Origin of the sequence: Streptomyces sp. NBC_01314 (assembly GCF_041435215.1) — a bacterium.
Taxonomy (GTDB): domain Bacteria; phylum Actinomycetota; class Actinomycetes; order Streptomycetales; family Streptomycetaceae; genus Streptomyces.
On sequence record NZ_CP108394.1, the window covers coordinates 4,475,219 to 4,497,244 of the forward strand.

Below are 22,026 nucleotides of genomic sequence, written 5' to 3' on the forward strand. Positions count from 1 at the left end.
GAAACTCACCAACCCATGACAGGAGTTTCATGACCACGGCCCCTTGGCGTGACCCCGCCCTGCCCGCAGCGGCCCGGGTCGACGACCTTCTCTCCCGGATGACCCTGGAGGAGAAGACCGCCCAGCTGTACGGCGTGTGGGTGAAGAGCGACGCGAACGGCGAGGACATCGCCCCCGACGAGCAGGGCATGACGGAGTCGTTCGACTTCGACGAGCTGATCACCCGGGGCCTCGGTCAGCTCACCCGCGTCTTCGGCACGGCCCCCGTGGACCCGGCGCTGGGCGCGCGAGCACTGGCCCGCGCCCAGCGCCGCATCATGGCCGCGAACCGTTTCGGCATCCCCGCCGTCGCCCACGAGGAGTGCCTGGCCGGCTTCACCGCCTGGCGCGCGACCGCCTACCCGGTCCCCCTGGCCTGGGGCGCGACCTTCGACCCCGCGCTCGTGGAGGAGATGGCCCGGCGGATCGGCCACGACCTGGCCTCCGTCGGCATCCACCAGGGCCTGTCCCCCGTCCTGGACGTGGTCCGCGACCCGCGCTGGGGGCGGGTCGAGGAGACGATCGGCGAGGACCCGTACCTGGTGGCCACGGTTGGCACGGCGTACGTACGGGGCCTTGAGTCGGCCGGCATCGTGGCCACGCTCAAGCACTTCGCCGGGTACGCCGCGTCCGTCGGCGCCCGCAACCACGCGCCCGTGCGGGCCGGGGTACGGGAGTTCGCGGACGTGACGCTTCCCCCCTTCGAGATGGCGCTGCGCGAGGGCGGCGCGCGCTCGGTCATGGCCGCCTACACGGAGACGGACGGCGTCCCGGTCTCGGCGGACCCGCATCTGCTGACCGAACTCCTGCGCGAGGACTGGGGCTTCACCGGCACGGTCGTCTCCGACTACTTCGGCGTCGGCTTCCTGGAGACGAACCACCGCGTGGCGGGAAGCCGCGCGGAGGCCGCGCACGCGGCCCTGGCTGCGGGCCTCGACGTGGAACTGCCGACCCTGCGCTGCTACGGCAAGCCCCTCCTGGAGGCGGTACGGGCGGGCGGGATCCCGGAGTCCCTGGTGGACCGGGCCGCCCGCCGGGTCCTGCTCCAGAAGTGCGAGCTGGGCATGCTGGACGAGGGCTGGGACCCGGAACCGGCCGTCGACCGCATCTCCCTGGACTCGACGGCCAACCGCGCCCTGGCGCGCCGCCTGGCCGAGGAGTCGGTGGTGCTGCTGGACAACCCGGACGACGTACTGCCGCTGGCCCCCGACATCCGCATCGCCGTGGTGGGCCCCCGCGCCGACGACCCCCTCGCCATGCTCGGCTGCTACTCCTTCCCCTCCCACGTCCTCCCGGCCCACCCCGGCACCCCGCTGGGCATCGAGATCCCGACCGTCCTCCAGTCCCTGCGCACCGAACTTCCCGACGCGAAGATCACGTACGCGGCAGGGAGTGACGTGGACGGCGCGGACACCGGAGGGTTCCCGGAGGCGGTGGCGCGGGCGTCCGAGGCCGACGTCTGCGTGGCTGTGCTCGGCGACCGGGCGGGCCTCTTCGGCCGGGGCACCTCGGGTGAGGGCTGCGACGCGGAGGACCTCCGCCTGCCGGGGGTCCAGTCCGAACTCCTGGACGCGCTGATCGCCACGGGCACACCGGTGGTGGCGCTCCTGCTCACCGGGCGCCCCTACGCGCTGGGCCGCTGGCACGGACGACTGGCGGGCGTGGTCCAGGCGTTCTTCCCCGGGGAGGAGGGCGGCCCGGCGGTGGCGGGAGTGCTGTCGGGCCGCGTCTCCCCGTCCGGCCGCCTCCCGGTGAGCGTCCCGCACCGGCCCGGGGGCCAGCCGTGGACGTACCTCCAGCCGCCGCTGGGTCTTCTGGGCGCCGCGAGCAACCTCGACCCGACCCCCCTGTATCCCTTCGGGCACGGCCGCTCGTACACGACGTTCGAGTGGACGGACTTCACGGACGCGGAGGAAGAGGGCGCCGGGATCGCCACGGACGGGGACGACACGTACGACGTCTCGCTGACCGTCCGCAACACGGGGGAGCGGGCGGGCGCGGAGGTCGTCCAGCTCTACCTGCACGACCCGGTGGCCTCGGTGACCCGCCCGGACGTACGCCTGATCGCCTACCGGCGCGTGGAACTGGAGCCGGGCGAGGCGCGGCGGGTGACCTTCCGCTTCCACCCGGACGTGTCGTCCTTCACGGACCGTTCGGGGCGGCGGACGGTCGAACCGGGGGCCCTGGAACTGCGGTTGGCCGCGTCGAGCGTGGACGTACGCCACCGGGTGCGGCTGACACTCGCGGGCCCTGTCCGCGAGGTCGGCCCGGACCGCCGGTTGCACTGCGAGACGGAGGTCCAGGCCGTGGAGAGCTGAGCCGTTCGGTCAGTCCGCCTGGGCCGCCGCGCGCGCGACGAAGACGGTCCAGGCGGAGGGTCCGAGGTGGAGGTGGGGGCGGGTGGTGTGTCCACCCGTGGTCCAGCGAGCAGCCACGTACTCCCCCCTCGGTACGCGCCGCAGCGCCCTTACCGCACGTTCACCGAGACGGTCTATAACGGCCCCATGAGCGACAGCATCGAGCGGGAGTACGGCAGACGGCGGGGCGTACCGCCCGCGTTCCTCATCACGCTGGCCGCGGCGGGGCTGGTCACCGCCGGCGCGCTGGACGCGATGGCGACGCTCGGGCCGTCGGGCTGGGAGGTGCTGGCCGTGGCGACCTGGCTGACCGTCGCCGGCCGGGGCGCGCTGGAGCAGTTGCGGGCGCGTACGTTCGTCACGGCCGACGGGGTCACCGTCCGCGGAACGATACGCACCCGCAGCTGGGCCTGGTCCGACATCTACGGCATCCGGGTCGAGGACAACAAGGGGAGCACCCCTCACTGGTCGGGGTATCTCTACGCCACCGACGGCCGCCGGGTCCGCCTCCCCCACCTCGACGAGTACCAGCTGACCGACCCGATCGCCGAGGTCGCCGACCTGTGCGCCACGGCCCTGGGGCTCGGGCTCACGTCCCTGGAGACGCGGCCCGAGGTGGAGGAGCGCATCGCCCGAGGAACGCGGCGGCGCAGCGCTGTGCGGCGGGCGGGCCGTGCGAGCCTGGTCGTCGCGGCCGTCATGTTCGTCCTCACCACCGGGTTGGTCTTCACCGACCGGCCGACGCACACGCTCCTGCTGCTCGGCGGCGTCCCGCTGCTCTGCCTCGCCGTCTTCTTCCTCGTCCTGGACCGCGTCGGCGAGAGTCGCAACCGCCGCCTCACCCACCCAGTGACTCGAACCTCCACCGGTGCACCGCCCGACTGACCAACTCCCCGCCGGGTTCCGGAAGTTCGGGCAACTCCGCGTCGCACTCCGCGTCCCACCACGTGATGACCAGCACCCGGTCCTGCGGCGCCCGGAGCGTCTCCCGCCGCAGCGGCCGTACGGGAAGCTCCTGGGTCCGCGCCCAGGCGAGAAGCTCCTCCCCGCGCCCGGCCACCGCCCGCGCCTCCCACATCAACGCGACGGTCGTCACGAGTACAGGTTGTCCTTCGCCGGCTCGTGCACGTGATCGTGGTCGTGCGCATGACCGTGTCCATGGCCGTGCCCGGCGGCGCGCCCCGGCACATGCGGATCCGTCACCGGCAGCGACGAGTCCGCAGACAGGTCCCAGTCCGATGCGGCCCGCCCCCGTGCCATCATCTCGGCGCCCAGCGCGGCCACCATCGCGCCGTTGTCCGTGCACAACTTGGGCCGGGGCACCCGGAGTCTGATCCCGGCTGCCTCGCACCGCTCCTGAGCCAGCACCCGCAGCCGGGAGTTGGCGGCGACGCCACCGCCGATCATCAGATGATCCACCCCCTGGTCGCGACAGGCCCGCACGGCCTTGCGCGTCAGCACATCCACCACGGCCTCCTGGAAGGACGCGGCGACATCCCGCACCGGCACGTCCTCCCCGGCCGCCCGCCTGGCCTCGATCCAGCGGGCCACGGCGGTCTTCAGACCGGAGAAGGAGAAGTCGTAGGCGGCGTCGCGGGGCCCGGTGAGCCCGCGCGGGAACGCGATCGCGCTCGGGTCCCCCTCCTTCGCGTACCGGTCGATGACCGGGCCGCCCGGGAACCCGAGGTTCAGCACCCGCGCGATCTTGTCGAAGGCCTCGCCCGCCGCGTCGTCGATCGTCGCACCCATCGGCCGTACGTCCGACGTGATGTCCGTGGACAGCAGCAACGACGAGTGCCCGCCCGACACCAGCAGCGCCATCGTCGGCTCGGGCAGCGCCCCGTGCTCCAGCTGGTCGACGCAGATGTGGGAGGCGAGGTGGTTGACGCCGTACAGCGGCTTGCCGAGCGCGTACGCGTACGCCTTCGCGGCCGAGACGCCCACCAGCAGCGCACCCGCCAGCCCCGGCCCGGCGGTGACCGCGATGCCGTCGAGGTCCTGCGCGCTCACCCCCGCTTCCTTCAGCGCGCGGTGGATCGTCGGGACCATCGCCTCCAGGTGCGCGCGGGAGGCGACCTCGGGCACCACACCGCCGAAGCGGGCGTGCTCGTCGACGCTCGACGCGATCGCGTCGGCCAGCAGTGTCGTGCCGCGCACGACGCCGACGCCGGTCTCGTCGCAGGAGGTCTCGATCCCCAGGACCAGCGGTTCGTCAGCCATTGACCTAGCCATTGATCTCGGTTCCTTGTACGGATGCGGAAGGGTCGTTGAGGCGCATGACGAGGGCGTCCACGTTCCCCGGCTGGTAGTAGCCGCGGCGGAAGCCGATCGCCTCGAAGCCGAAGCGTTCGTAGAGCTTCTGGGCGCGGACGTTGTCGACCCGGCATTCGAGCATCACCTGGGCGCACTCGAACGTGGTGGCGACCCGCAACAGCTCGGTGAGGATCAGCGCGCCGAGGCCGGTGCCCCAGTGTTCCCGGGCGACGGCGATGGTCTGGACGTCGGCGACGTCCCCGGCGGAGGCCAGGCCCCCGTAGCCGACGATCCGCCTGCCCCCGCCGTCACCGCCGACGTCCTCGGCCACGTAGTACCGCCGGGTCGCCTGGGGCCCGCGCGCGTGGGCGAGGTCCGACCAGAACATGCCGCGGGACCAGGCGTCCTCGGGGAAGAGGTCCTTCTCCAGCTCCAGGACGGGCTCGATGTCCCACCAGCGCATCTCGCGCAGCACCGGAGTCGTCACTTGGGGGTGACCACCTTGTAGTTCTTGGGCACCTGGGCGTCGGGCCGGCGCAGATACAGCGGCCGGGGCGCCTCCAGTTCCCCGCCCGCCGCGAGCCGTTCGGCGGCCAGCGCCGCCAGGGCGGCCGCGGAGACATGCTCGGGCGCGCGGGCGTCCGGGAAGGCGTCGGGATAGAGGACCGCCCCGGCTCCCACCACGGGCAGCCCGGCCACCGCGTCGGAGATGTCGGCGGGCCGGTCGACGGCCGGTTCGGTGACTCTCGTCCGCGCGTCCTCGTACCGCGCCCAGTACACCTCCTTGCGCCGGGCGTCGGTCGCCACCACGAACGGTCCCCCGACCGTTCCCTCGGCACCGGCCGCGTACGCGAGCCCGTCGAGGGTGCACAGGCCGTGGACGGGGACCCCGAGGGCGAGGCCGAAGGTGTCGGCGGTCATGAGGCCGACGCGCAGCCCGGTGTACGGGCCGGGACCGATGCCCACGACGATGCCGGTGACGGCGTCGAGGCGGGTGCCCGCCTCGGCGAGGACCCGGTCGACGGCGGGCAGCAGCAGTTCCCCGTGGCGACGCGCGTCCACCTGACTCGACGCGGCGACGACGTCCGTCCCGTCGTGCAGCGCGACGGTGACGGCGGGGGTGGCGGTATCCAGAGCGAGCAAGAGCACGCAAACAGCCTACGGCGCTTCGGGCCGGGCCACGGCCGACCCGGTGCAGGTCCCCTCTGCTGCTACCGTCACAGCACAGACGTGCTTCAAGGGCGTACGTGGGTACGAGAGGTGGACTCAGAAGGTGGCCAGTAGCAGCTCGGTATTCGTGGCCGGGCTCACCGCGGCGGCCATCGCCGCAGTCGGTTTCCTCACCTATCAGGCATCGGCGCACGTGCCCGACGACCTCGGGAAGCCGTCCCCCTCCAAGTCCTCGGCACTTCCGAAGTCCAAGGCCCCCGGCGATCGGGAGAAGGACACCGACGAGGTCCTCCCCGACGACTCGGGCGCCGGCGAACGCGTCGTCTACTCCCTCGACGACGACCGCGTCTGGCTGGTCGGCGCGAACGAGAAGGTCACCCGCACCTTCGAGGTCACCCCCAGCACGGTCGACCCCACCCCCGCCACCTACACGGTCTCGTCCCGCTCCGCCGCCGTCACCGGCTCGGACGGCACCCCCATCGAGAACGTCGTCCGCTTCGCCACGGTCGACGGCGTCTCCATCGGCTTCAGCGCGGCGGTCGACGGCTCCACCCCCGAGCCCGACCCCACCACCAAAACGGGCGGCATCCGCGAGGCCCGCAAGGACGGCAAGGCCATGTGGGAGTTCGCCGGCATCGGCACGAAGGTGGTCGTGGTCGAGTAAGGGGCCACTTCAGGGCACCGGGGACGATGGTCTTTCAGGGGCGCGGGGAACTGCGCGACCAGCCCCCACCCACCTGCGGCCGCCGACACAACCCCAGGCACCCCTCCCGGGGCGCTACGCAGCCCTGGAGCGCCGATCACCCGCAGGCCGCCGCCCCTCCACCTTCACCGGCGGAGCCAGGGGCGGAGCCGGGGGCGTGGAAATCGCCTTCGCCGCCGCACAGGAAGCCAGAAGATCCCGCATCGACACCCCGCCCGCCCCGGACGGCGTCGGCTTACGTTCCGCTGTCGACATGGACGCCTCCTGATGCCACCGGCGAGCCAAGTTAGGTAGACCTAACCAAGGACTGGTTACCATGTGACCACGCCGGAACGCCGAACGCAACACGTTGCCGACACCTTGTCGGAACCCACACAGGACCGGATCAGGACCGGGTCAGGCCGATAGCACACCCAGCTCCACCGAAGCCCACCGCTCGCCCAGCCCGGTGACGGTCACCTGCCGTACCTCGTCCGTGGTGTCCCCGACAGCCCGATGGATGACCACGTTCAGCCGGTCGTCCGTCAGCTCCTCGACCTTGCCCTCGCCCCACTCCACGACGATCACCGAATCCGGCAGCGAGACGTCGAGATCGAGGTCCTCCATCTCGTCCAGCCCGCCGCCCAGGCGATACGCGTCGACGTGGACGAGCGGCGGCCCCTCCACCAGCGAGGGATGCACCCGGGCGATGACGAAGGTCGGCGAGGTGACCGCACCCCGCACCCCCAGCCCCTCCCCGAGCCCCCGGGTCAGGGTCGTCTTCCCGGCGCCCAACTCCCCGTTGAGCATCACGAGATCGCCCGCGCGCACGAGCTTGGCCAGGCGACGGCCCAGCTCCAGCATCTGGTCGGGCGAATTTACGGTGATCCGCAGAGACGTGCCGGACTCACCCGGGACGTGCGGTGCTGCTGGCGCTTCCATAACCACTTACGGTAGCCCCCGCCGGAACGGCCCCCGCGCGGGTGAGAAGGTCGGCGAGCCGGTCGGTCACGACCTCGGGGTGTTCCAGCATCACCAGATGCCCGGCGTCCGGTACGAGCACCAGCTCCGCGTCCGGCAGCAGATCGGCGATCGCCTCGCTGTGCTCGCTCGGCGTGACGAGGTCCTTGACCCCGGCCAGCACGAGCACCGGCAGCTCGGTGAAGGCCACGAGCGCCTCGGTCTTGTCGTGCTCGGTGAACGCCGGATAGAACTCGGCGACCACGTCGATCGGCGTGCCCTCGATCATCCGCTCGGCGAACCGCGCGACCGCCGGGTCGACGTCCCGCGAGGCGAACGAGTACCGCTTGATGATCCCGGCGAACAGCTCGGCGGTCGCCCGCCGCCCCCGCTCCACCAGCGCGGCCTGCTGCCCCAGCGCCTTCAGCACACCCGGCAGCACCCGCCGCACCGCGTTGACGCCGGCGACCGGCAGCCCGAAGTTGACCTCGCCGAGCCGCCCCGACGACGTACCGACCAGCGCGACGGCGACGACCCGCTCGCGGATCAGCTCCGGGTCGTGCGCGGCCAGCGCCATGACGGTCATGCCGCCCATGGAGTGGCCGACGAGCACGACGGGCCCCTCGGGCACCGCCGCGTCGATGACGGCCTTGAGGTCGCGCCCGAGCTGGTCGATGGTGACCGGCAGCCCGTTCTGCACCTGGGCGCCCCGGCCGGAACGGCCGTGACTGCGCTGGTCCCAGTGCACGGTCCGTACGACACCGCGCAGCGCGGCCCGCTGGAAGTGCCAGGAGTCCTGGTTGAGGCAGTAGCCGTGGCTGAAGACGACGGTGACCGGGGCCGGTGCCTTGCGGCCGAAGAGCCGGCGCCTGCGGGGTGAGAGCGCGGCCTCCGGCTCGACGTCGTCGACCTCGTAGTACAGCTCGGTGCCGTCGTCGGCGTACGCCTTGCCGGGGGTGCCGCGCAGCGCCCCGTACGGGCCGGTGGAGTCGAGCGCCAGCTGGGCCTTCCTGCGCATGCCGCGCCCGACGGTGAGCCGCTCTATGGCGACGCCGGCCGCCGCTCCCGCCGCGACCACGCCTATCGCCGCTCCCGCGACACCGGCTCTGCGCCAGATCCCGTCGCCGGACGCGGCCGAGGCGGCGGCCGCGCTCGCGACGGCCTCCACGGCCTCCGCGCTGCTCTCGCTCACATCCCGCTCCTCATCGCCGACATGTCCGGTCTCGCTGTCGCTCCGCACACCTGTACGGAGTTACCCGTCTGGTTCGTCTTTCACTTACTCGTGCACTGGCTCGTGTACTGGCTCGTACGCTCGTGCGCTTACTCGTGTTCAGGTCCCGGGGTCACATACTCACTCACGGGCCCGGGTCGCACGCGCCCGCTCACTCACCCGTGTCGACATAGACGCGCGGAACGCGGGTTCCGATGCGCGTCACGATCTCGTACGCGATGGTCCCGGCCGCCTGCGCCCAGTCCTCGGCGGTCGGCTCGCCGCCGTCACCGGCCCCGAACAGCACGACCTCGTCCCCGGCGGCGGGTTCGTCCCCGCCCAGGTCGACGACGAACTGGTCCATGGCCACCCGGCCCGCGACAGTCCGCCACTTGCCGCCGACCAGTACGGGCCCGGTGCCGGAGGCGTGCCGGGGGATGCCGTCCGCGTAGCCGACGGGGACCAGGCCGAGGGTCGTGGCGCCGGGCGTGACGTAGTGATGCCCGTAGCTGACGCCGTGGCCCCCGGAGACGTGTTTGACCAGCGCGAGCGAGGCGCTGAGCCGCATCACCGGGCGCAGCCCGAGGTCGGCCGAGCTGCCCAGCTCCGGGCTGGGCGAGATGCCGTAGACCGCGATTCCCGTCCGTACGAGATCGAAGTGCGTGTCCGGGCGGGTGAGGGTGGCCGGCGAGTTGGCGATGTGCCGCACCTCGGGGCGGACCCCCTGCTCCTCCGCGTAGGCGACCATCTCGCGGAAGCGGGTGAGCTGGGCCTCGATGGAGGGGTGCCCCGGCTCGTCGGCGCAGGCGAGGTGCGACCACAGTCCGGTGACCTTCACCAGCCCCTCGGCCTCCGCGCGCAGCGCCCCGGCGACGAGCTCCGGCCAGTCGTCGGGCAGGCAGCCGTTCCGCCCGAGCCCGGTGTCGGCCTTGAGCTGCACGCGCGCGCGCAGACCCACGGCACGGGCGGCCTCGGTGACCTCCCGCAGCGCCCACATCCCGCTGACGGCGACATCGAGATCCGCCTCGACCGCCTCGCGCCAGGGCCCGCCCGGCGCCCACAGCCAGCACATCAGCCGCCCCGACAGCCCCGCCGCCCGCAGCGCCAGCGCCTCCTCGGGCGTGGCCGTCCCCAGCCAGGTCGCCCCCGCCTCGACCGCCGCCCGCGCACACCGCACCGCCCCATGGCCGTACGCGTCCGACTTGACCACGGCCATCAGTTCGGCGCCCGCGGCCAAGGCGCGCAACGTCCGCACATTGGCCCGCAGGGCATCCAGATCGATGTCGGCACGGGCCCGCAGGGGCGCGCTCCGCAGAGGTGCTGTCTCACTCATGTCAGCCCCAGTGTCTCAGAGCCCACGACAGCCCTTCGAACGGGCGCAGCCCGTCCGTCCAAGGGCGCGGGACTCCATCACTCCGCGGCTCCGCCGCGTGGGCGCGACAAGCCACGACGGACCGGCAGCCCGCCACGCACGAGAACCCCCACCCCTAACCCGAGATCCACGCACCCCATGGACCCGAGCCTGCTCGTCATTTGTCTGCTCGTCATTTGCCTGCTCGTCACGTGATCAGCGATACGTGCCGCACACGCGCGTGTGAGGGCGCCGCGCGTACGGTCACCCGATAGCCGCGTGGGAAGTCACCCGATCTGAGGGCTCACCGACGCCACCGGTGTCACGTACAGTCACACAGGGCACACGACAGGTCGCGAACGGTACGACACAGGGGTTGATATGTGCGGAATCGTGGGATACGTCGGCTCGCAGTCCGCGATCGACGTGGTCCTGGCCGGGCTGAAGCGGCTGGAGTACCGGGGGTACGACTCCGCGGGCGTGGCGGTACTGGCCGACGGGGGCCTGGCCGCCGCGAAGAAGGCCGGGAAGCTGGTCAATCTGGAGAAGGAGCTGGTCGGACGCCCGCTGCCGAACGGTTCGACCGGTGTCGGCCACACCCGCTGGGCCACCCACGGCGGCCCCACGGACGTCAACGCCCATCCGCACCTCGACAACGCGGGCCGGGTCGCCGTCGTCCACAACGGCATCATCGAGAACTTCGCCGCGCTGCGCGCCGAACTGGCCGAGCGGGGCCACGTTCTGACCTCCGAGACGGACACCGAGGTCGTCGCCCACCTGCTCGCCGAGGAGTTCTCGTCGTGCGACGACCTCGCGGAGGCGATGCGGCTGGTGTGCCGTCGACTGGAGGGGGCGTTCACGCTGGTCGCGGTGCACGCGGACGCGCCGGGCGTGGTCGTGGGCGCCCGCCGGAACTCACCCCTGGTGGTCGGCGTCGGCGAGGGTGAGGCCTTCCTCGCCTCGGACGTGGCCGCGTTCATCGCCCACACGCGGTCGGCGATCGAACTGGGCCAGGACCAGGTGGTCGAACTGCGCCGCGACGGCGTCATGGTGACGACCTTCGACGGCCGCCCCGCCGAGGTCCGCTCGTACCACGTCGACTGGGACGTGTCGGCGGCGGAGAAGGGCGGCTACGACTACTTCATGCTCAAGGAGATCGCCGAGCAGCCCAAGGCGGTGGCGGACACGCTCCTCGGCCGTATCGACGCGGCGGGCTCCCTGTCCCTGGACGAGGTCCGGATTCCCGACCCGGAGCTGCGTGAGCTGGACAAGGTGGTCATCGTCGCGTGCGGCACGGCGTTTCACGCGGGCATGATCGCCAAGTACGCCATCGAGCACTGGACCCGTATCCCCTGTGAGGTCGAGCTGGCGAGCGAGTTCCGCTATCGGGACCCGATCCTCGGCCCGCACACCCTGGTCATCGCCATCTCCCAGTCCGGCGAGACCATGGACACGCTGATGGCCCTGCGGCACGCACGTGAACAGGGCGCCCGAGTCCTCGCCATCTGCAACACCAACGGCTCGACGATCCCCCGCGAGTCCGACGCGGTCCTCTACACCCACGCGGGCCCGGAGGTGGCGGTCGCCTCCACGAAGGCGTTCCTGACGCAGCTGGTGGCCTGCTACCTCGTCGCCCTCTATCTCGGCCAGGTACGCGGCACCAAGTGGGGCGACGAGATCCGGGCGGTCGTCCGCGACCTCTCCCGCATCTCCCGCGAGGTGGAGCGGGTCCTCGAAACGATGGAGCCGGTACGGGAGTTGGCGCGCACCCTCGCCGACAAGAACACGGTGCTGTTCCTGGGCCGCCACGTGGGCTACCCGGTGGCCCTGGAAGGCGCCCTGAAGCTCAAGGAGTTGGCCTACATGCACGCGGAGGGCTTCGCGGCGGGCGAGCTGAAACACGGTCCGATCGCCCTGATCGAGGAGGACCTCCCGGTGGTCGTGGTGGTCCCCTCCCCGGCGGGCCGCTCCCTCCTCCACGACAAGATCGTCTCCAACATCCAGGAGATCCGCGCGCGCGGTGCACGCACCATCGTCATCGCAGAGGAGGGCGACGAGGCGGTGGTCCCGTACGCCGACCACCTGATCCGCATCCCGGCCACCCCGACCCTGCTCCAGCCCCTGGTCGCCACGGTCCCCCTCCAGGTCTTCGCCTGCGAACTCGCGACGGCCAGGGGGAACGAGGTGGACCAGCCACGAAACCTGGCGAAGTCGGTGACGGTGGAGTGAGACGGTGGCGGTGGAGTAAGACGGTGACGGTGGAGTGAGCCGACGGGCCGGGGGCGGGACTTGGCCACGCGTCCGCTCGTCCTCCGCTCGTCCTCCGCTCGTCGAGGTCACCGTAGGGTGCGGATCATGCCCATCATCGGAGTCGGCATCGACGTCGCCGAGATCGACCGTTTCCGCGCCTCGCTGGAACGCACACCCAGCATGGCCGACCGCCTCTTCCTCCCCGAGGAACTCACGCTCCCCAGCGGGGAGCGCCGGGGCATCGCCTCCCTCGCGGCCCGCTTCGCCGCGAAGGAGGCCCTCGCCAAGGCCCTCGGCGCCCCCAGCGGCCTCCGCTGGACCGACGCCGAGGTCTACGTCGAATCCTCCGGCCAACCCCGCCTCCGGGTCACCGGCACGGTCGCGTCCCGCGCCTCCGAACTCGGCGTCAAGTCCTGGCACATCTCCCTGAGCCACGACGCGGGGGTGGCTTCGGCGGTGGTGATCGCCGAGGGGTGAGTGGCGGGGGCGCCTGACAGCTCGGGGGTACGCACACCAGGGCGGCTACGGGTCGTACGTGGCCGATCGCGCGGTTCCCCGCGCCCCTGAAAGGGCACGACCGCCCACCCCCTCATGGCCGCGGGCAAACCCTGCCACCCCTCCCCAACTGCGGGCAATCGTGCCGCTGGGGCGGCACAGTGGGCGCAGCGGCACCCGGTCGGCGCCGGCGAGCAAACCGCCCCCGCCGAGCGACAGCCAAGCGCACGCACCCGCACCCCCGCCCAGCTGCACCCACCTCCCACCCCAAGGCAGACTCATCCCCATGCGCTCAGCCCACCGCGTTGAAACCGTCCGCACAGCCGAACGCACCCTCATGGACCGCCTCCCCGACGGCGCCCTGATGCAACGCGCGGCCGCAGGCCTGGCCGCGGCCTGCGCCGACGCCCTCCGCCGCCGCGTCTACGGCAGCCGAGTGGTCCTCCTCACCGGCAGCGGAGACAACGGCGGCGACGCCCTCTACGCCGGCGCCCGCCTGGCGAAGCGAGGCGCGGGAGTGACAGCCGTCCTCCTCGCCCCGGACCGCACCCACGCGGCCGGTCTCAAAGCCCTCCTCCGCGCGGGCGGCACCACAGCCACCCCCTCGACCGCCGCCGCCCACATCCACCACGCCGACCTCGTCCTGGACGGCGTCGTCGGCATCGGCGGCAAGGGCGGCCTCCGCCCCGAAGCCGCCCGCCTCGCCGACCTCGTGGCCGCCTCCCCCGCCACGGTCGTCGCCGTGGACCTCCCGAGCGGCATCGAACCGGACACCGGCGAGGTGCGCGGCGCGGCCGTCCGCGCCGACCTCACCGTCACCTTCGGCACCCACAAGCCGGGCCTCCTCATCGACCCGGCCCGCGAGTACGCCGGCTCGGTCCGTCTGATCGACATCGGCCTGGCGAGCACCCTCCCGGCCACCCCCGCCCTGGAGTCCCTCCAGCACGCCGACGTGGCAGCCCTGCTCCCCCGCCCGTCCCAGGAGAGCGACAAGTACCGCCGAGGAGTCGTAGGCATCGCGGCCGGCTCGACCCGCTACCCGGGCGCGGCGGTCCTCGCGGTCGCGGGCGCCCTGCGCGGCGGAGCGGGCGCGGTCCGCTACGTCGGCGCGGCCACCGACGCGGTCCTCGCCCGCTTCCCGGAGACTCTGGTTTCGAACACGGGCCCGAAGAAGGCGGGACGGGTTCAGGCCTGGGTCGCCGGTCCCGGAGCGGGCGACGACCCGGCCCCCGTCGCCGAGGCCCTCTCCACCGACGTCCCCGTCCTCCTCGACGCCGACGGCCTGCGCCTCGCCGACCGCGAGACAGTACGCACCCGCCGGGCCCCGACCCTGCTGACCCCGCACGCGGGCGAGGCCGCGGCCCTCCTGGGCATCTCCCGCGAGGAGGTCGAGGCCTCCCGCCTCACCGCCGTACGCGACCTGGCCCGCGCCTACGACGCGACGGTCCTCCTCAAGGGCTCCACCACGCTGATCGCCGCCCCGGACCCCGACACCCCGGTCCGCGTCAACGCCACCGGCACCCCCTGGCTCGCCACCGCCGGCAGCGGCGACGTCCTCTCGGGCCTGGCGGGCTCGCTCCTGGCGGCCGGCCTCTGCGCCCTGGACGCGGCGAGCGTGGCGGCGTACGTCCACGGCCTGGCGGGCCGCTACGCCGCCGACGGAGCCCCGGCGGGCGCCCACGACGTGGCGGAGGCGATCCCGGCGGCCTGGCGGGACATCACGACCTGACGCCCACGCCGTCGGCCCGGCTCGCCCAACTCCCTTCCCTTCTCCGGGCCCTCACTCCCCCTCCTCTATCCGGTCGATCGCCTCCCGCACCATCCCGAGGTACTCGACCTCCTCGCACCGGGGCTTGCTCCCCATCCGGTACATGTCCATCGCGTCGGAGAGACACTCGCCCAGATCCTCATCAGGCAGATCGGCCGAGAGTTCGCTGCACACCCGCCCGGCGAACTCCGCATCACCGCGCGTAGACCCACTCCGAACGGCGCCCCGGAACCGCAGACGCACACCAAAAGCCATGTGAATCCCCCAATTCCCCCTGCCCCGCCGGGAGGCGGCTCCCTCCCGACCGCCCGGACGCTAGTCCTCCCCCCATTTCAGGTCCATACCTTCGTCACAGTTCCCGCACAGCAAGGGGCAAATCCTCTACTGTGCCCCCGGCGTGACGGACCCCACCCGCCACGCCGTTCAAACTCCGTTAACAATGGACTGTGATCTCACCGGTCTCCTCGTTGCCGCGGAGCGCCCACCGGCCCAGGCCGGAGGCGACTCCCTACGTCGACCTCACCCGTGCCGAGTGGAGCGCGCTGCGCGAAAAGACGCCGCTCCCGCTGAACGCCGAGGAGGTCGAGAAGCTGCGCGGCCTGGGCGATGTCATCGACCTCGACGAGGTACGGGACATCTACCTGCCGCTGTCCCGGCTCCTCAACCTCTACATCGGCGCCACCGACGGCCTGCGCGGCGCCCTCAACACCTTCCTGGGTGAACAGGGCTCCCAGTCCGGCACCCCGTTCGTCATAGGAGTCGCCGGCTCCGTGGCCGTCGGCAAGTCGACCGTCGCCCGTCTCCTCCAGGCCCTCCTCGCCCGCTGGCCCGAACACCCGCGCGTGGAGCTGGTCACCACCGACGGCTTCCTGCTGCCCATGAAGGACCTCCAGGAACGCGGCCTGGTCTCCCGCAAGGGCTTCCCCGAGTCGTACGACCGCCGGGCCCTGACCCGTTTCGTCGCCGACATCAAGGCCGGCAAGGACGAGGTGACGGCCCCCGTCTACTCCCACCTCATCTACGACATCGTCCCCGACCAGCGGCTCACGGTCCGCCGCCCCGACATCCTCATCGTCGAGGGCCTCAACGTCCTCCAGCCCGCCCTCCCCGGCAGCGACGGCCGCACCCGCGTCGGTCTCGCCGACTACTTCGACTTCAGCGTGTACGTCGACGCCGGCGCCGACGACATCGAGCGCTGGTACCTCAACCGTTTCAAGAAGCTCCGTCAGACCGCCTTCCAAAAGCCCGACTCGTACTTCCGCAAGTACACCCAGGTCTCCGAGGACGACGCCGTCGACTACGCCCGCACCCTCTGGCGCACCATCAACAAGCCCAACCTGGTCGAGAACATCGCCCCCACCCGGGGCCGCGCCACCCTCATCATCCGCAAGGGCCCCGACCACAAGGTGCGCCGCCTCAGCCTGCGCAAACTGTGAAGCGGTGGGCATCGCGTGGGCCCACGACCGTAACCACGGCCGTGGCGCACGACCGTAACCACGGCCTGTTAGAAAGGGCGCATGCTGCATCTGCGCCTGATCACCCCGTCCGACAGGACCGACGAGGTGGTGCGCCTGATCGAGGAAACGGTCGGGGCCACCCACCTCGTCGTCGTACCGGGCGCCGCCCGCAACCCCGCCGGAGACGTCGTGATGTGCGACGTGGCCCGCGAGGCGGGTGACGAACTGATCGGCGCGCTGCGGGCGTTGGATCTCGACAGGACCGGCTCCATCGCCGTGGAGAACATCGACCTGTCGCTCTCCGAGCGCGCCGACAGGGCGGAGAGGGACGCGCCGGGCGAGGGCGCGGACGCGGTCCTGTGGGAACACCTGACGGACGCGACCCACGAGGAGTCGACGCTCTCCATCACCTACGTCGCCTTCCTCACCCTCGCCACGATGATCGCGGCCTGCGGTGTGGTCCTCGACAACGCGATCCTGATCGTCGGCGCGATGGCGGTAGGCCCGGAGTTCGGCCCGCTGGCGGGGATCAGCACCTCTCTCGTCCAACGCCATCCGCGCCTGGCCGTACGCTCACTCGTCGCCCTGCTGGTGGGCTTCGCCGTGGCGATGACGGTGACGGTGGGCTTCAGCCTCTTCATGGACACGCTCGGCTACTTCACCGAAGCCGAACTGGAGGCCGAACGTCCCAACACCGCCTTCGTCTACGCCCCCGATGCCTTCTCCTTCATCGTGGCGGTCCTGGCAGGCATCGCGGGCACCCTCTCCCTGACCTCGGCCAAGTCCGGAGCCCTGGTGGGCGTGGCCATCTCCGTCACCACGGTCCCGGCCGCCGCGAACGCGGCGGTGGCCCTGGCCTACGGCGACACGAAGCAGACGCTGGGCTCGACGAACCAACTCCTCCTGAACCTCCTGGGCATCGTCCTCGCAGGCACCCTCACCCTGCTGCTCCAGAAGTGGCTGTGGTCGACGAAGCCCCAAGGAGCACGACAGCGCCCCTGAACAGCAAGGGGCGCAGCCCCTGCTGTTCAGGGGCGCGGGGAACTGCGCGACAAGCCACAACGAACCCGCAGCCCGCAACCCACAGCTCCCCCACCCCGTACCCGGAACAGCAGAACTACCCGAGCGCGGACTTCACCGCATCAGCAAGCCGCCCAGCCACAGACCGAGCCTGCTCGATATCCGCCGCCTCGACCATCACTCGAACCAGCGGCTCCGTCCCCGAAGGCCGCAGCAACACCCGCCCCGTCGCCCCGAGTTCCCGCTCCGCCTCGCCCACCGCCGCCGCCAGCTCCGCCGACGTCCCCACCCGCGACCGATCCACGTCCGGCACATTGATGAGCACCTGCGGCAGCCGCTCCATCACGCCCGCGAGGTCCTGGAGCGTACGCCCGGTCCGCGCGATCCGGGCGGCCAGCAGCAGCCCGGTCAGCGTCCCGTCGCCGGTCGTCGCATGGTCGGAGATGATCACATGCCCGGACTGCTCGCCCCCGAGGGCGTATCCGTGCCGCTTCATCTCCTCCAGCACATACCGGTCCCCGACCCCGGTCTGCACCAGCTTGAGCCCCTCCCGCTCCAGCGCCAGCTTGAAGCCGAGGTTGGACATCACGGTGGCGACCACGGTCTCCGACCGGAGCACCCCGCGCTCCCGCATGTCCAGCGCGAGCACCGCGAGGATCTGGTCCCCGTCGACCTCGTTGCCCTCGTGGTCCACGGCGAGGCACCGGTCCGCGTCCCCGTCGTGCGCGATGCCGAGGTCCGCCCCGTGCTCGACGACGGCGGCCCGCAGCTTCCCGAGGTGCGTCGACCCGCACCCGTCGTTGATGTTGAGCCCGTTCGGCTCGGCCCCGATGGTGACGATCTCGGCGCCGGCGCGCGTGAACACCTCCGGCGAGACCCCGGCCGCGGCACCGTGCGCCTCGTCGAGGACGACCTTCAGCCCTTCGAGACGGTTGGGGAGGACAGAGAGCAGATGCTCGACATACCGCGCGGAGCCCTCGTCGTACGACCGGATACGCCCGACACCCGCACCCGTCGGCCGGTCCCAGGGCGCCCCGGTGCGGTGGTCCTCGTACACGCCCTCGATCCGGCCCTCCAGATCGTCGGCGAGCTTGTGGCCACCGCGGGCGAAGAACTTGATGCCGTTGTCAGGCATGGCGTTGTGGCTGGCGGAGAGCATCACGCCGAGGTCGGCGCCCAGCTCGCCGGTGAGGAACGCCACAGCGGGGGTGGGCAGCACGCCGACGCACAGCACGTCGACGCCGGCGCTGGCGAGGCCGGCCACTACGGCCGCCTCCAGGAACTCTCCGGACGCTCGCGGATCCCGCCCGACCACCGCCACCGGCTTGTGGCCCTCGAACGTTCCCGCCTCGGCGAGTACATGTGCCGCCGCGACGGAGAGTCCGAGCGCGAGCTCGGCCGTCAGATCCGCGTTGGCGACACCGCGCACGCCGTCCGTGCCGAAGAGTCGTCCCACAGTGGTGTCCTCCGAATTGCTGAGAATGTGCGGCTCGTACCTGATGGTCCCCTACCGGGCGGTCCCGCACCGGCTGTCCCCGAGTGTCCCGGCATTCCCCGGACCAAGTACATCCCCTGAGACTGTCCTCCCCCTTTCGGGGTTGTACGACAGTCTGCGGATATGCCCGCGATGAACGATCTCCCCTGCTACGCAAACCGCCCCGGCGGCACAGGTACGTGCCACCGGGGCGATACGCGCGATACGGCGCGAGCGCGATTTAGCGCTTGCTGTACTGCGGAGCCTTGCGGGCCTTCTTCAGACCGGCCTTCTTGCGCTCGACCGCACGGTCGTCGCGACGGAGGAAGCCGGCCTTCTTGAGGGCGCCACGGTTGTTGTCGACGTCGGCCTCGTTCAGCGCGCGGGCGACACCGAGACGGAGCGCACCGGCCTGACCGGAGACACCGCCACCGGAGATACGGGCGATGACGTCGTAGCGGCCTTCGAGCTCAAGAACCTTGAACGGCTCGTTGACCTCCTGCTGGTGCACCTTGTTCGGGAAGTAGTCCTCGAGCGTACGCCCGTTGATCTTCCACTTGCCGGAGCCCGGGACGATCCGGACGCGGGCGATGGCGTTCTTGCGACGGCCCAGGCCGGCGGCCGGCTGCGGGTCGCCGAAGCGGCCGGCGAGGTCCTCCGAGGTCTCAGTGCTGTACTCGCCCTCGACGGGCACCTCGGACTCGGTGGTGTAGCTCTCGATGTCGACGAGCTCACTCTCGGTCTCTTCGACCGGCTGCTCAACGGTGGTCTCGGCCACGATTCTCCTCAGATTTTCTTCAGGCTAGGGGGTGTGGCCGGACTTACTGCGCGACCTGGGTGATCTCGAACGGCACCGGCTGCTGGGCAGCGTGCGGGTGCTGGTCGCCCGAGTAGACCTTCAGCTTGGAGAGCATCTGACGGCCCAGGGTGTTCTTGGGGAGCATGCCCTTGATGGCCTTCTCGACGGCCTTCTCGGGGTTCTTCTCCAGCAGCTCGTCGTAACGGACCGAGCGCAGACCACCCGGGTAACCGGAGTGGCGGTAGGCCATCTTCTGAGTCCGCTTGTTGCCGGACAGGTGCACCTTGGCCGCGTTGATGATGATGACGAAGTCACCAGCGTCGACGTGGGGCGCGTAGATCGGCTTGTGCTTGCCGCGCAGAAGGGTGGCAGCAGTGGTCGCCAGACGACCCAGGACGATGTCCTGGGCGTCGATGACATGCCACTGGCGAGTGATGTCGCCCGGCTTGGGGCTGTACGTACGCACGGTTCGTAGCCTTCGCTTCTTCAGTGAGGTTCCTGACAGGTCACCGAAGACGATCACGACAGCCCTTGCCGCACTGCGGTGACGCATACCGCGTGCTGGCTCGCTGGTCATCGGCCCGGTGGACCGGTGTAAGGGCCGCCTCACGTGAGAATGAGCGCCAATACACATAACGAACACGCAGCTTAGCCGGGCGCACCCGGACGGGTCAAAACGGCCCCGGGCCGGGGTCCGCGCGGCTCCTTGATCCACTTCGCCCACGGGTCCGATACGATCCGGCCCCACGCGCTGCGAGGCACATGACTCGGACGATCGATCCGCGAATACCGGGGGTCCGATCGTGGCGGTCGGTCCACCATGAAACTCACAAACAGGCACAAGCTCCAGATCGACTTCCGAGGCGTAACCCATAACTGAAGAAGACCTCCCCTCGCCCGTCTAAACTGCGGCCCATGAGCTTTGGGCAGGGGGGGTCTCAGTGGAGCCCTGGGGGTTCCCACAATCCGTGGGACAATCAGCGGAATTCCACCAGTAACCAGACCCCGGACTGGGCGTCACTCGCCGAACGGTCCGAAATACGCAACAGACGCCGCAGACTCCTGATGATCGTCGGCGGCGCCCTCGCCACGGTCGGCATAGGCGTCGCCGTGGCCGTCGCCGTCGTCAACGACAACGGCACCACCACGGCGAACGGCCCGAACGAGCTGCCGACCACCGCGGACATCCCGAGCGCCAGCGCCAAGGCGGACCCGTCGTTCGCACCGACCTCGGCCCCGCCCCCGCTGGACCCGAAGGAGTTCATCTCCAGCTCGGGCAAGGACAAGGCGCCGATCAGCCCGGACATCCTCTTCCCGGGTGCCCAGCTGACCAAGCGCGACAACGTCGTCTACCGCAAGGGCGCCACGGCCTCGACGACCAACTGCGCCTCGGCCGTCCAGGGCTCCCTCGGCAAGCTGCTGACCAGCAACGACTGCACGCGCTTCATGCGCGTGACCTACTACCGGGACAAGATCGCGGTCACGGTCGGCGTCGCCCTGTTCGACACCGAGGCCAAAGCGACCAAGGTCAAGGCGGACTGGGACAAGAAGAGCACCCTCATCTCCCTCTCCGGCGACGGCGTCCCCGCCTTCTGCCGTACGACGGTCTGCCGTACGACCGCAAACTCCTACGGCCGCTACGCCCACTTCACCCTTTCCGGCTTCACCGACGGCAAGGACGTGACGGAGAAGGACAAGGCCGTCTTCGCCGCCGGCGACGACCTCAGCAGGTCCACCTTCAACCAGATCCACCGCCGGGGCGAGACCCAGGCGGCCGCCGCGGCCAGCGGGCAGTAGCCCGCACCCCGCCGCCCAGGGTCAGCAGCAGCCGGCCCCGGGCGCCCCCGGCAGGGTCCGGCGGTTCCGCGCCTCCTTGTTCCGCGCGGCCAGCAGCTCGTCGGCCGGATACCCGACCTCCTCCAGCGTCAGCCCGTGCGGCCGTACGACATGCACGGCGGAGTCCCGCACCCCGGCCGCCAGCACCTTCCCGGGCCATTCGGCCCCCCGGTGCCCGTCCCCCACGAACAGCAGCGCCCCGATCAGCGACCGCACCATGTTGTGGCAGAAGGCGTCGGCCCGCACGGTCGCCGTGATGACCCCGTCGTCCCCCCGCACCAGGCTCAGCCGCTGCAGCGTGCGAATGGTGGTCGCACCCTCCCGCCGCTTGCAGTAGGCCGCGAAGTCGTGCTCCCCCAGCAGCCGCGACGCGGCCTCGTTCATGGCGTCCACGTCCAGCGGCCAGTCGTGCCACAGCACGTGACCGCGCAGCAGCGGGTCGACGCCCCCGGGATGGTCGGTGACGCGGTACGCGTACCGCCGCCAGACGGCCGAGAACCGGGCGTTGAAGCCCTCGGGGGCCTCGGTGAGGGCCCAGACCCGCACGTCCCGCGACAGGCGCCCGGCGAGCCGTTTGAGCAGCTTCTCGCGATGCTCCTCCCACAGCCATCGCGGCAGGTCCACATGGGCCACCTGCCCCCGCGCGTGCACCCCGGCATCCGTTCGCCCGGCCACGGTCAGCTCGTACGTCTCCCCGGCCCGCGTCACGGTCCGCAGAGCGTCCTCGATCTCTCCTTGCACGGTCCGCTGCCCCCGCGCCTGCTTGGCCCACCCGGAGAACGCGCTCCCGTCGTACGACAGGTCCAACCGGATACGGACATGGCCGGGCTGTACTTCGTCACTCACCCCTGGATCCTCTCAGGTACAGAAAAACGGGCCCGTTCCTCGAAAGGAACGGGCCCGCT

Annotated in this window: 21 protein-coding genes; 9 read left to right on the top strand and 12 right to left on the bottom strand. The window is 71.3% G+C overall.

The features are described from left to right. Positions 1 to 29 precede the first annotated feature (29 nt). Both OG622_RS19535 and OG622_RS19540 read left to right on the top strand, forming a co-directional pair. Positions 30 to 2,357, top strand: coding sequence for a glycoside hydrolase family 3 N-terminal domain-containing protein (locus tag OG622_RS19535; RefSeq protein ID WP_371577644.1), 2,328 nt, complete (start codon positions 30 to 32; stop codon positions 2,355 to 2,357). A 186-nt stretch (positions 2,358 to 2,543) separates the two neighbouring features. Continuing rightward, positions 2,544 to 3,281, top strand: a complete 738-nt coding sequence (locus tag OG622_RS19540) for a PH domain-containing protein (protein WP_371577646.1) — start codon at positions 2,544 to 2,546, stop codon at positions 3,279 to 3,281. Here the strand turns inward: OG622_RS19540 and OG622_RS19545 are convergent. The 4 genes from OG622_RS19545 to tsaB are packed head-to-tail and all read right to left on the bottom strand — an operon-like array spanning position 3,235 to position 5,798. Then, a complete protein-coding gene (locus OG622_RS19545; protein ID WP_371584150.1) occupies positions 3,235 to 3,474 on the bottom strand; it encodes a hypothetical protein in 240 nt (79 codons plus the stop codon). The two genes, OG622_RS19540 and OG622_RS19545, sit on opposite strands and share 47 nt — an antisense overlap. Positions 3,475 to 3,488: 14 nt before the next feature. Next, the gene (tsaD, locus tag OG622_RS19550; protein ID WP_371577648.1) at positions 3,489 to 4,616 is read right to left on the bottom strand and encodes a tRNA (adenosine(37)-N6)-threonylcarbamoyltransferase complex transferase subunit TsaD; all 1,128 of its coding nucleotides are present in this window, start codon (positions 4,614 to 4,616) and stop codon (positions 3,489 to 3,491) included. A 4-nt stretch (positions 4,617 to 4,620) separates the two neighbouring features. Then, on the bottom strand, positions 4,621 to 5,136 hold the full coding sequence (rimI, locus tag OG622_RS19555) for a ribosomal protein S18-alanine N-acetyltransferase (RefSeq protein WP_371577650.1): 516 nt from the start codon (positions 5,134 to 5,136) through the stop codon (positions 4,621 to 4,623). Beyond that, positions 5,133 to 5,798 (bottom strand): tRNA (adenosine(37)-N6)-threonylcarbamoyltransferase complex dimerization subunit type 1 TsaB, encoded by a 666-nt coding sequence (tsaB, locus tag OG622_RS19560; protein WP_371577652.1) that lies wholly within the window; start codon positions 5,796 to 5,798, stop codon positions 5,133 to 5,135. The genes rimI and tsaB overlap by 4 nt, the downstream gene beginning before the upstream one ends. A 124-nt stretch (positions 5,799 to 5,922) precedes the next feature. Between tsaB and OG622_RS19565 the strand changes: the two genes are divergently transcribed. Next, the gene (locus OG622_RS19565; protein ID WP_371577654.1) at positions 5,923 to 6,483 is read left to right on the top strand and encodes a L,D-transpeptidase; all 561 of its coding nucleotides are present in this window, start codon (positions 5,923 to 5,925) and stop codon (positions 6,481 to 6,483) included. Between the two features lie 435 nt (positions 6,484 to 6,918). Here the strand turns inward: OG622_RS19565 and tsaE are convergent, their stop codons facing one another. From tsaE to alr, 3 genes are all read right to left on the bottom strand, one after another. Further along, the gene (gene tsaE, locus OG622_RS19570) at positions 6,919 to 7,443 is read right to left on the bottom strand and encodes a tRNA (adenosine(37)-N6)-threonylcarbamoyltransferase complex ATPase subunit type 1 TsaE (protein ID WP_371577656.1); all 525 of its coding nucleotides are present in this window, start codon (positions 7,441 to 7,443) and stop codon (positions 6,919 to 6,921) included. Then, positions 7,409 to 8,653 (bottom strand): alpha/beta fold hydrolase, encoded by a 1,245-nt coding sequence (locus tag OG622_RS19575; protein ID WP_371577658.1) that lies wholly within the window; start codon positions 8,651 to 8,653, stop codon positions 7,409 to 7,411. Before OG622_RS19575 ends, tsaE begins: the two co-directional genes overlap by 35 nt. A gap of 190 nt (positions 8,654 to 8,843) precedes the next feature. Next, positions 8,844 to 10,004 (bottom strand): alanine racemase, encoded by a 1,161-nt coding sequence (gene alr, locus OG622_RS19580; RefSeq protein ID WP_371577660.1) that lies wholly within the window; start codon positions 10,002 to 10,004, stop codon positions 8,844 to 8,846. Between the two features lie 399 nt (positions 10,005 to 10,403). Between alr and glmS the strand changes: the two genes are divergently transcribed. From glmS to OG622_RS19595, 3 genes are all read left to right on the top strand, one after another. Beyond that, positions 10,404 to 12,251 carry a glutamine--fructose-6-phosphate transaminase (isomerizing) gene (glmS, locus tag OG622_RS19585; RefSeq protein ID WP_371577662.1) on the top strand — a complete coding sequence of 616 codons (1,848 nt, stop codon included), beginning with the start codon at positions 10,404 to 10,406 and terminating at the stop codon, positions 12,249 to 12,251. Between the two features lie 126 nt (positions 12,252 to 12,377). Next, on the top strand, positions 12,378 to 12,749 hold the full coding sequence (locus OG622_RS19590; protein WP_371577664.1) for a holo-ACP synthase: 372 nt from the start codon (positions 12,378 to 12,380) through the stop codon (positions 12,747 to 12,749). Between the two features lie 304 nt (positions 12,750 to 13,053). Continuing rightward, complete coding sequence (locus OG622_RS19595) at positions 13,054 to 14,496, top strand: NAD(P)H-hydrate dehydratase (protein ID WP_371577666.1); 1,443 nt, start codon at positions 13,054 to 13,056, stop codon at positions 14,494 to 14,496. A gap of 51 nt (positions 14,497 to 14,547) precedes the next feature. Here OG622_RS19595 and OG622_RS19600 read toward each other — a convergent pair whose 3' ends face one another. Next, a complete protein-coding gene (locus tag OG622_RS19600; protein ID WP_371577668.1) occupies positions 14,548 to 14,709 on the bottom strand; it encodes a hypothetical protein in 162 nt (53 codons plus the stop codon). Positions 14,710 to 14,981: 272 nt separating this feature from the next. On the opposite strand from OG622_RS19600, the gene coaA reads away from it, so the two are divergent. Both coaA and OG622_RS19610 read left to right on the top strand, forming a co-directional pair. After that, complete coding sequence (gene coaA / locus OG622_RS19605; protein ID WP_037694172.1) at positions 14,982 to 15,971, top strand: type I pantothenate kinase; 990 nt, start codon at positions 14,982 to 14,984, stop codon at positions 15,969 to 15,971. Positions 15,972 to 16,052: 81 nt separating this feature from the next. After that, complete coding sequence (locus OG622_RS19610; RefSeq protein ID WP_371577670.1) at positions 16,053 to 16,994, top strand: DUF389 domain-containing protein; 942 nt, start codon at positions 16,053 to 16,055, stop codon at positions 16,992 to 16,994. 115 nt (positions 16,995 to 17,109) lie between these two features. Here the strand turns inward: OG622_RS19610 and glmM are convergent, their stop codons facing one another. The 3 genes from glmM to rplM form a co-directional block, all read right to left on the bottom strand. After that, on the bottom strand, positions 17,110 to 18,468 hold the full coding sequence (glmM, locus tag OG622_RS19615) for a phosphoglucosamine mutase (RefSeq protein ID WP_371577672.1): 1,359 nt from the start codon (positions 18,466 to 18,468) through the stop codon (positions 17,110 to 17,112). 259 nt (positions 18,469 to 18,727) lie between these two features. Further along, complete coding sequence (gene rpsI, locus OG622_RS19620) at positions 18,728 to 19,264, bottom strand: 30S ribosomal protein S9 (RefSeq protein WP_371577674.1); 537 nt, start codon at positions 19,262 to 19,264, stop codon at positions 18,728 to 18,730. A gap of 43 nt (positions 19,265 to 19,307) precedes the next feature. Continuing rightward, positions 19,308 to 19,751: a 50S ribosomal protein L13 gene (gene rplM / locus OG622_RS19625; RefSeq protein WP_371577676.1), complete on the bottom strand. Its 444-nt coding sequence runs from the start codon at positions 19,749 to 19,751 to the stop codon at positions 19,308 to 19,310. A 449-nt stretch (positions 19,752 to 20,200) separates the two neighbouring features. On the opposite strand from rplM, the gene OG622_RS19630 reads away from it, so the two are divergent. Further along, entirely contained in the window at positions 20,201 to 21,082 is an 882-nt protein-coding gene (locus tag OG622_RS19630) for a hypothetical protein (protein WP_371577677.1), read from the top strand. 21 nt (positions 21,083 to 21,103) lie between these two features. Here the strand turns inward: OG622_RS19630 and truA are convergent, their stop codons facing one another. Continuing rightward, positions 21,104 to 21,967 carry a tRNA pseudouridine(38-40) synthase TruA gene (truA, locus tag OG622_RS19635; RefSeq protein ID WP_371577679.1) on the bottom strand — a complete coding sequence of 288 codons (864 nt, stop codon included), beginning with the start codon at positions 21,965 to 21,967 and terminating at the stop codon, positions 21,104 to 21,106. Positions 21,968 to 22,026: the final 59 nt, after the last annotated feature.

Bases quoted from the DNA above. Each gene is read 5' to 3' on its own strand.
- OG622_RS19535 (WP_371577644.1), top strand. From the start codon at position 30: ATGACCACGGCCCCTTGGCGTGACCCCGCCCTGCCCGCAGCGGCCCGG.
- OG622_RS19540 (WP_371577646.1), top strand. From the start codon at position 2,544: ATGAGCGACAGCATCGAGCGGGAGTACGGCAGACGGCGGGGCGTACCG.
- OG622_RS19545 (WP_371584150.1), bottom strand. From the start codon at position 3,474: ATGTGGGAGGCGCGGGCGGTGGCCGGGCGCGGGGAGGAGCTTCTCGCC.
- tsaD (WP_371577648.1), bottom strand. From the start codon at position 4,616: ATGGCTGACGAACCGCTGGTCCTGGGGATCGAGACCTCCTGCGACGAG.
- tsaE (WP_371577656.1), bottom strand. From the start codon at position 7,443: ATGGAAGCGCCAGCAGCACCGCACGTCCCGGGTGAGTCCGGCACGTCT.
- alr (WP_371577660.1), bottom strand. From the start codon at position 10,004: ATGAGTGAGACAGCACCTCTGCGGAGCGCGCCCCTGCGGGCCCGTGCC.
- glmS (WP_371577662.1), top strand. From the start codon at position 10,404: ATGTGCGGAATCGTGGGATACGTCGGCTCGCAGTCCGCGATCGACGTG.
- OG622_RS19590 (WP_371577664.1), top strand. From the start codon at position 12,378: ATGCCCATCATCGGAGTCGGCATCGACGTCGCCGAGATCGACCGTTTC.
- OG622_RS19595 (WP_371577666.1), top strand. From the start codon at position 13,054: ATGCGCTCAGCCCACCGCGTTGAAACCGTCCGCACAGCCGAACGCACC.
- OG622_RS19610 (WP_371577670.1), top strand. From the start codon at position 16,053: ATGCTGCATCTGCGCCTGATCACCCCGTCCGACAGGACCGACGAGGTG.
- OG622_RS19630 (WP_371577677.1), top strand. From the start codon at position 20,201: ATGAGCTTTGGGCAGGGGGGGTCTCAGTGGAGCCCTGGGGGTTCCCAC.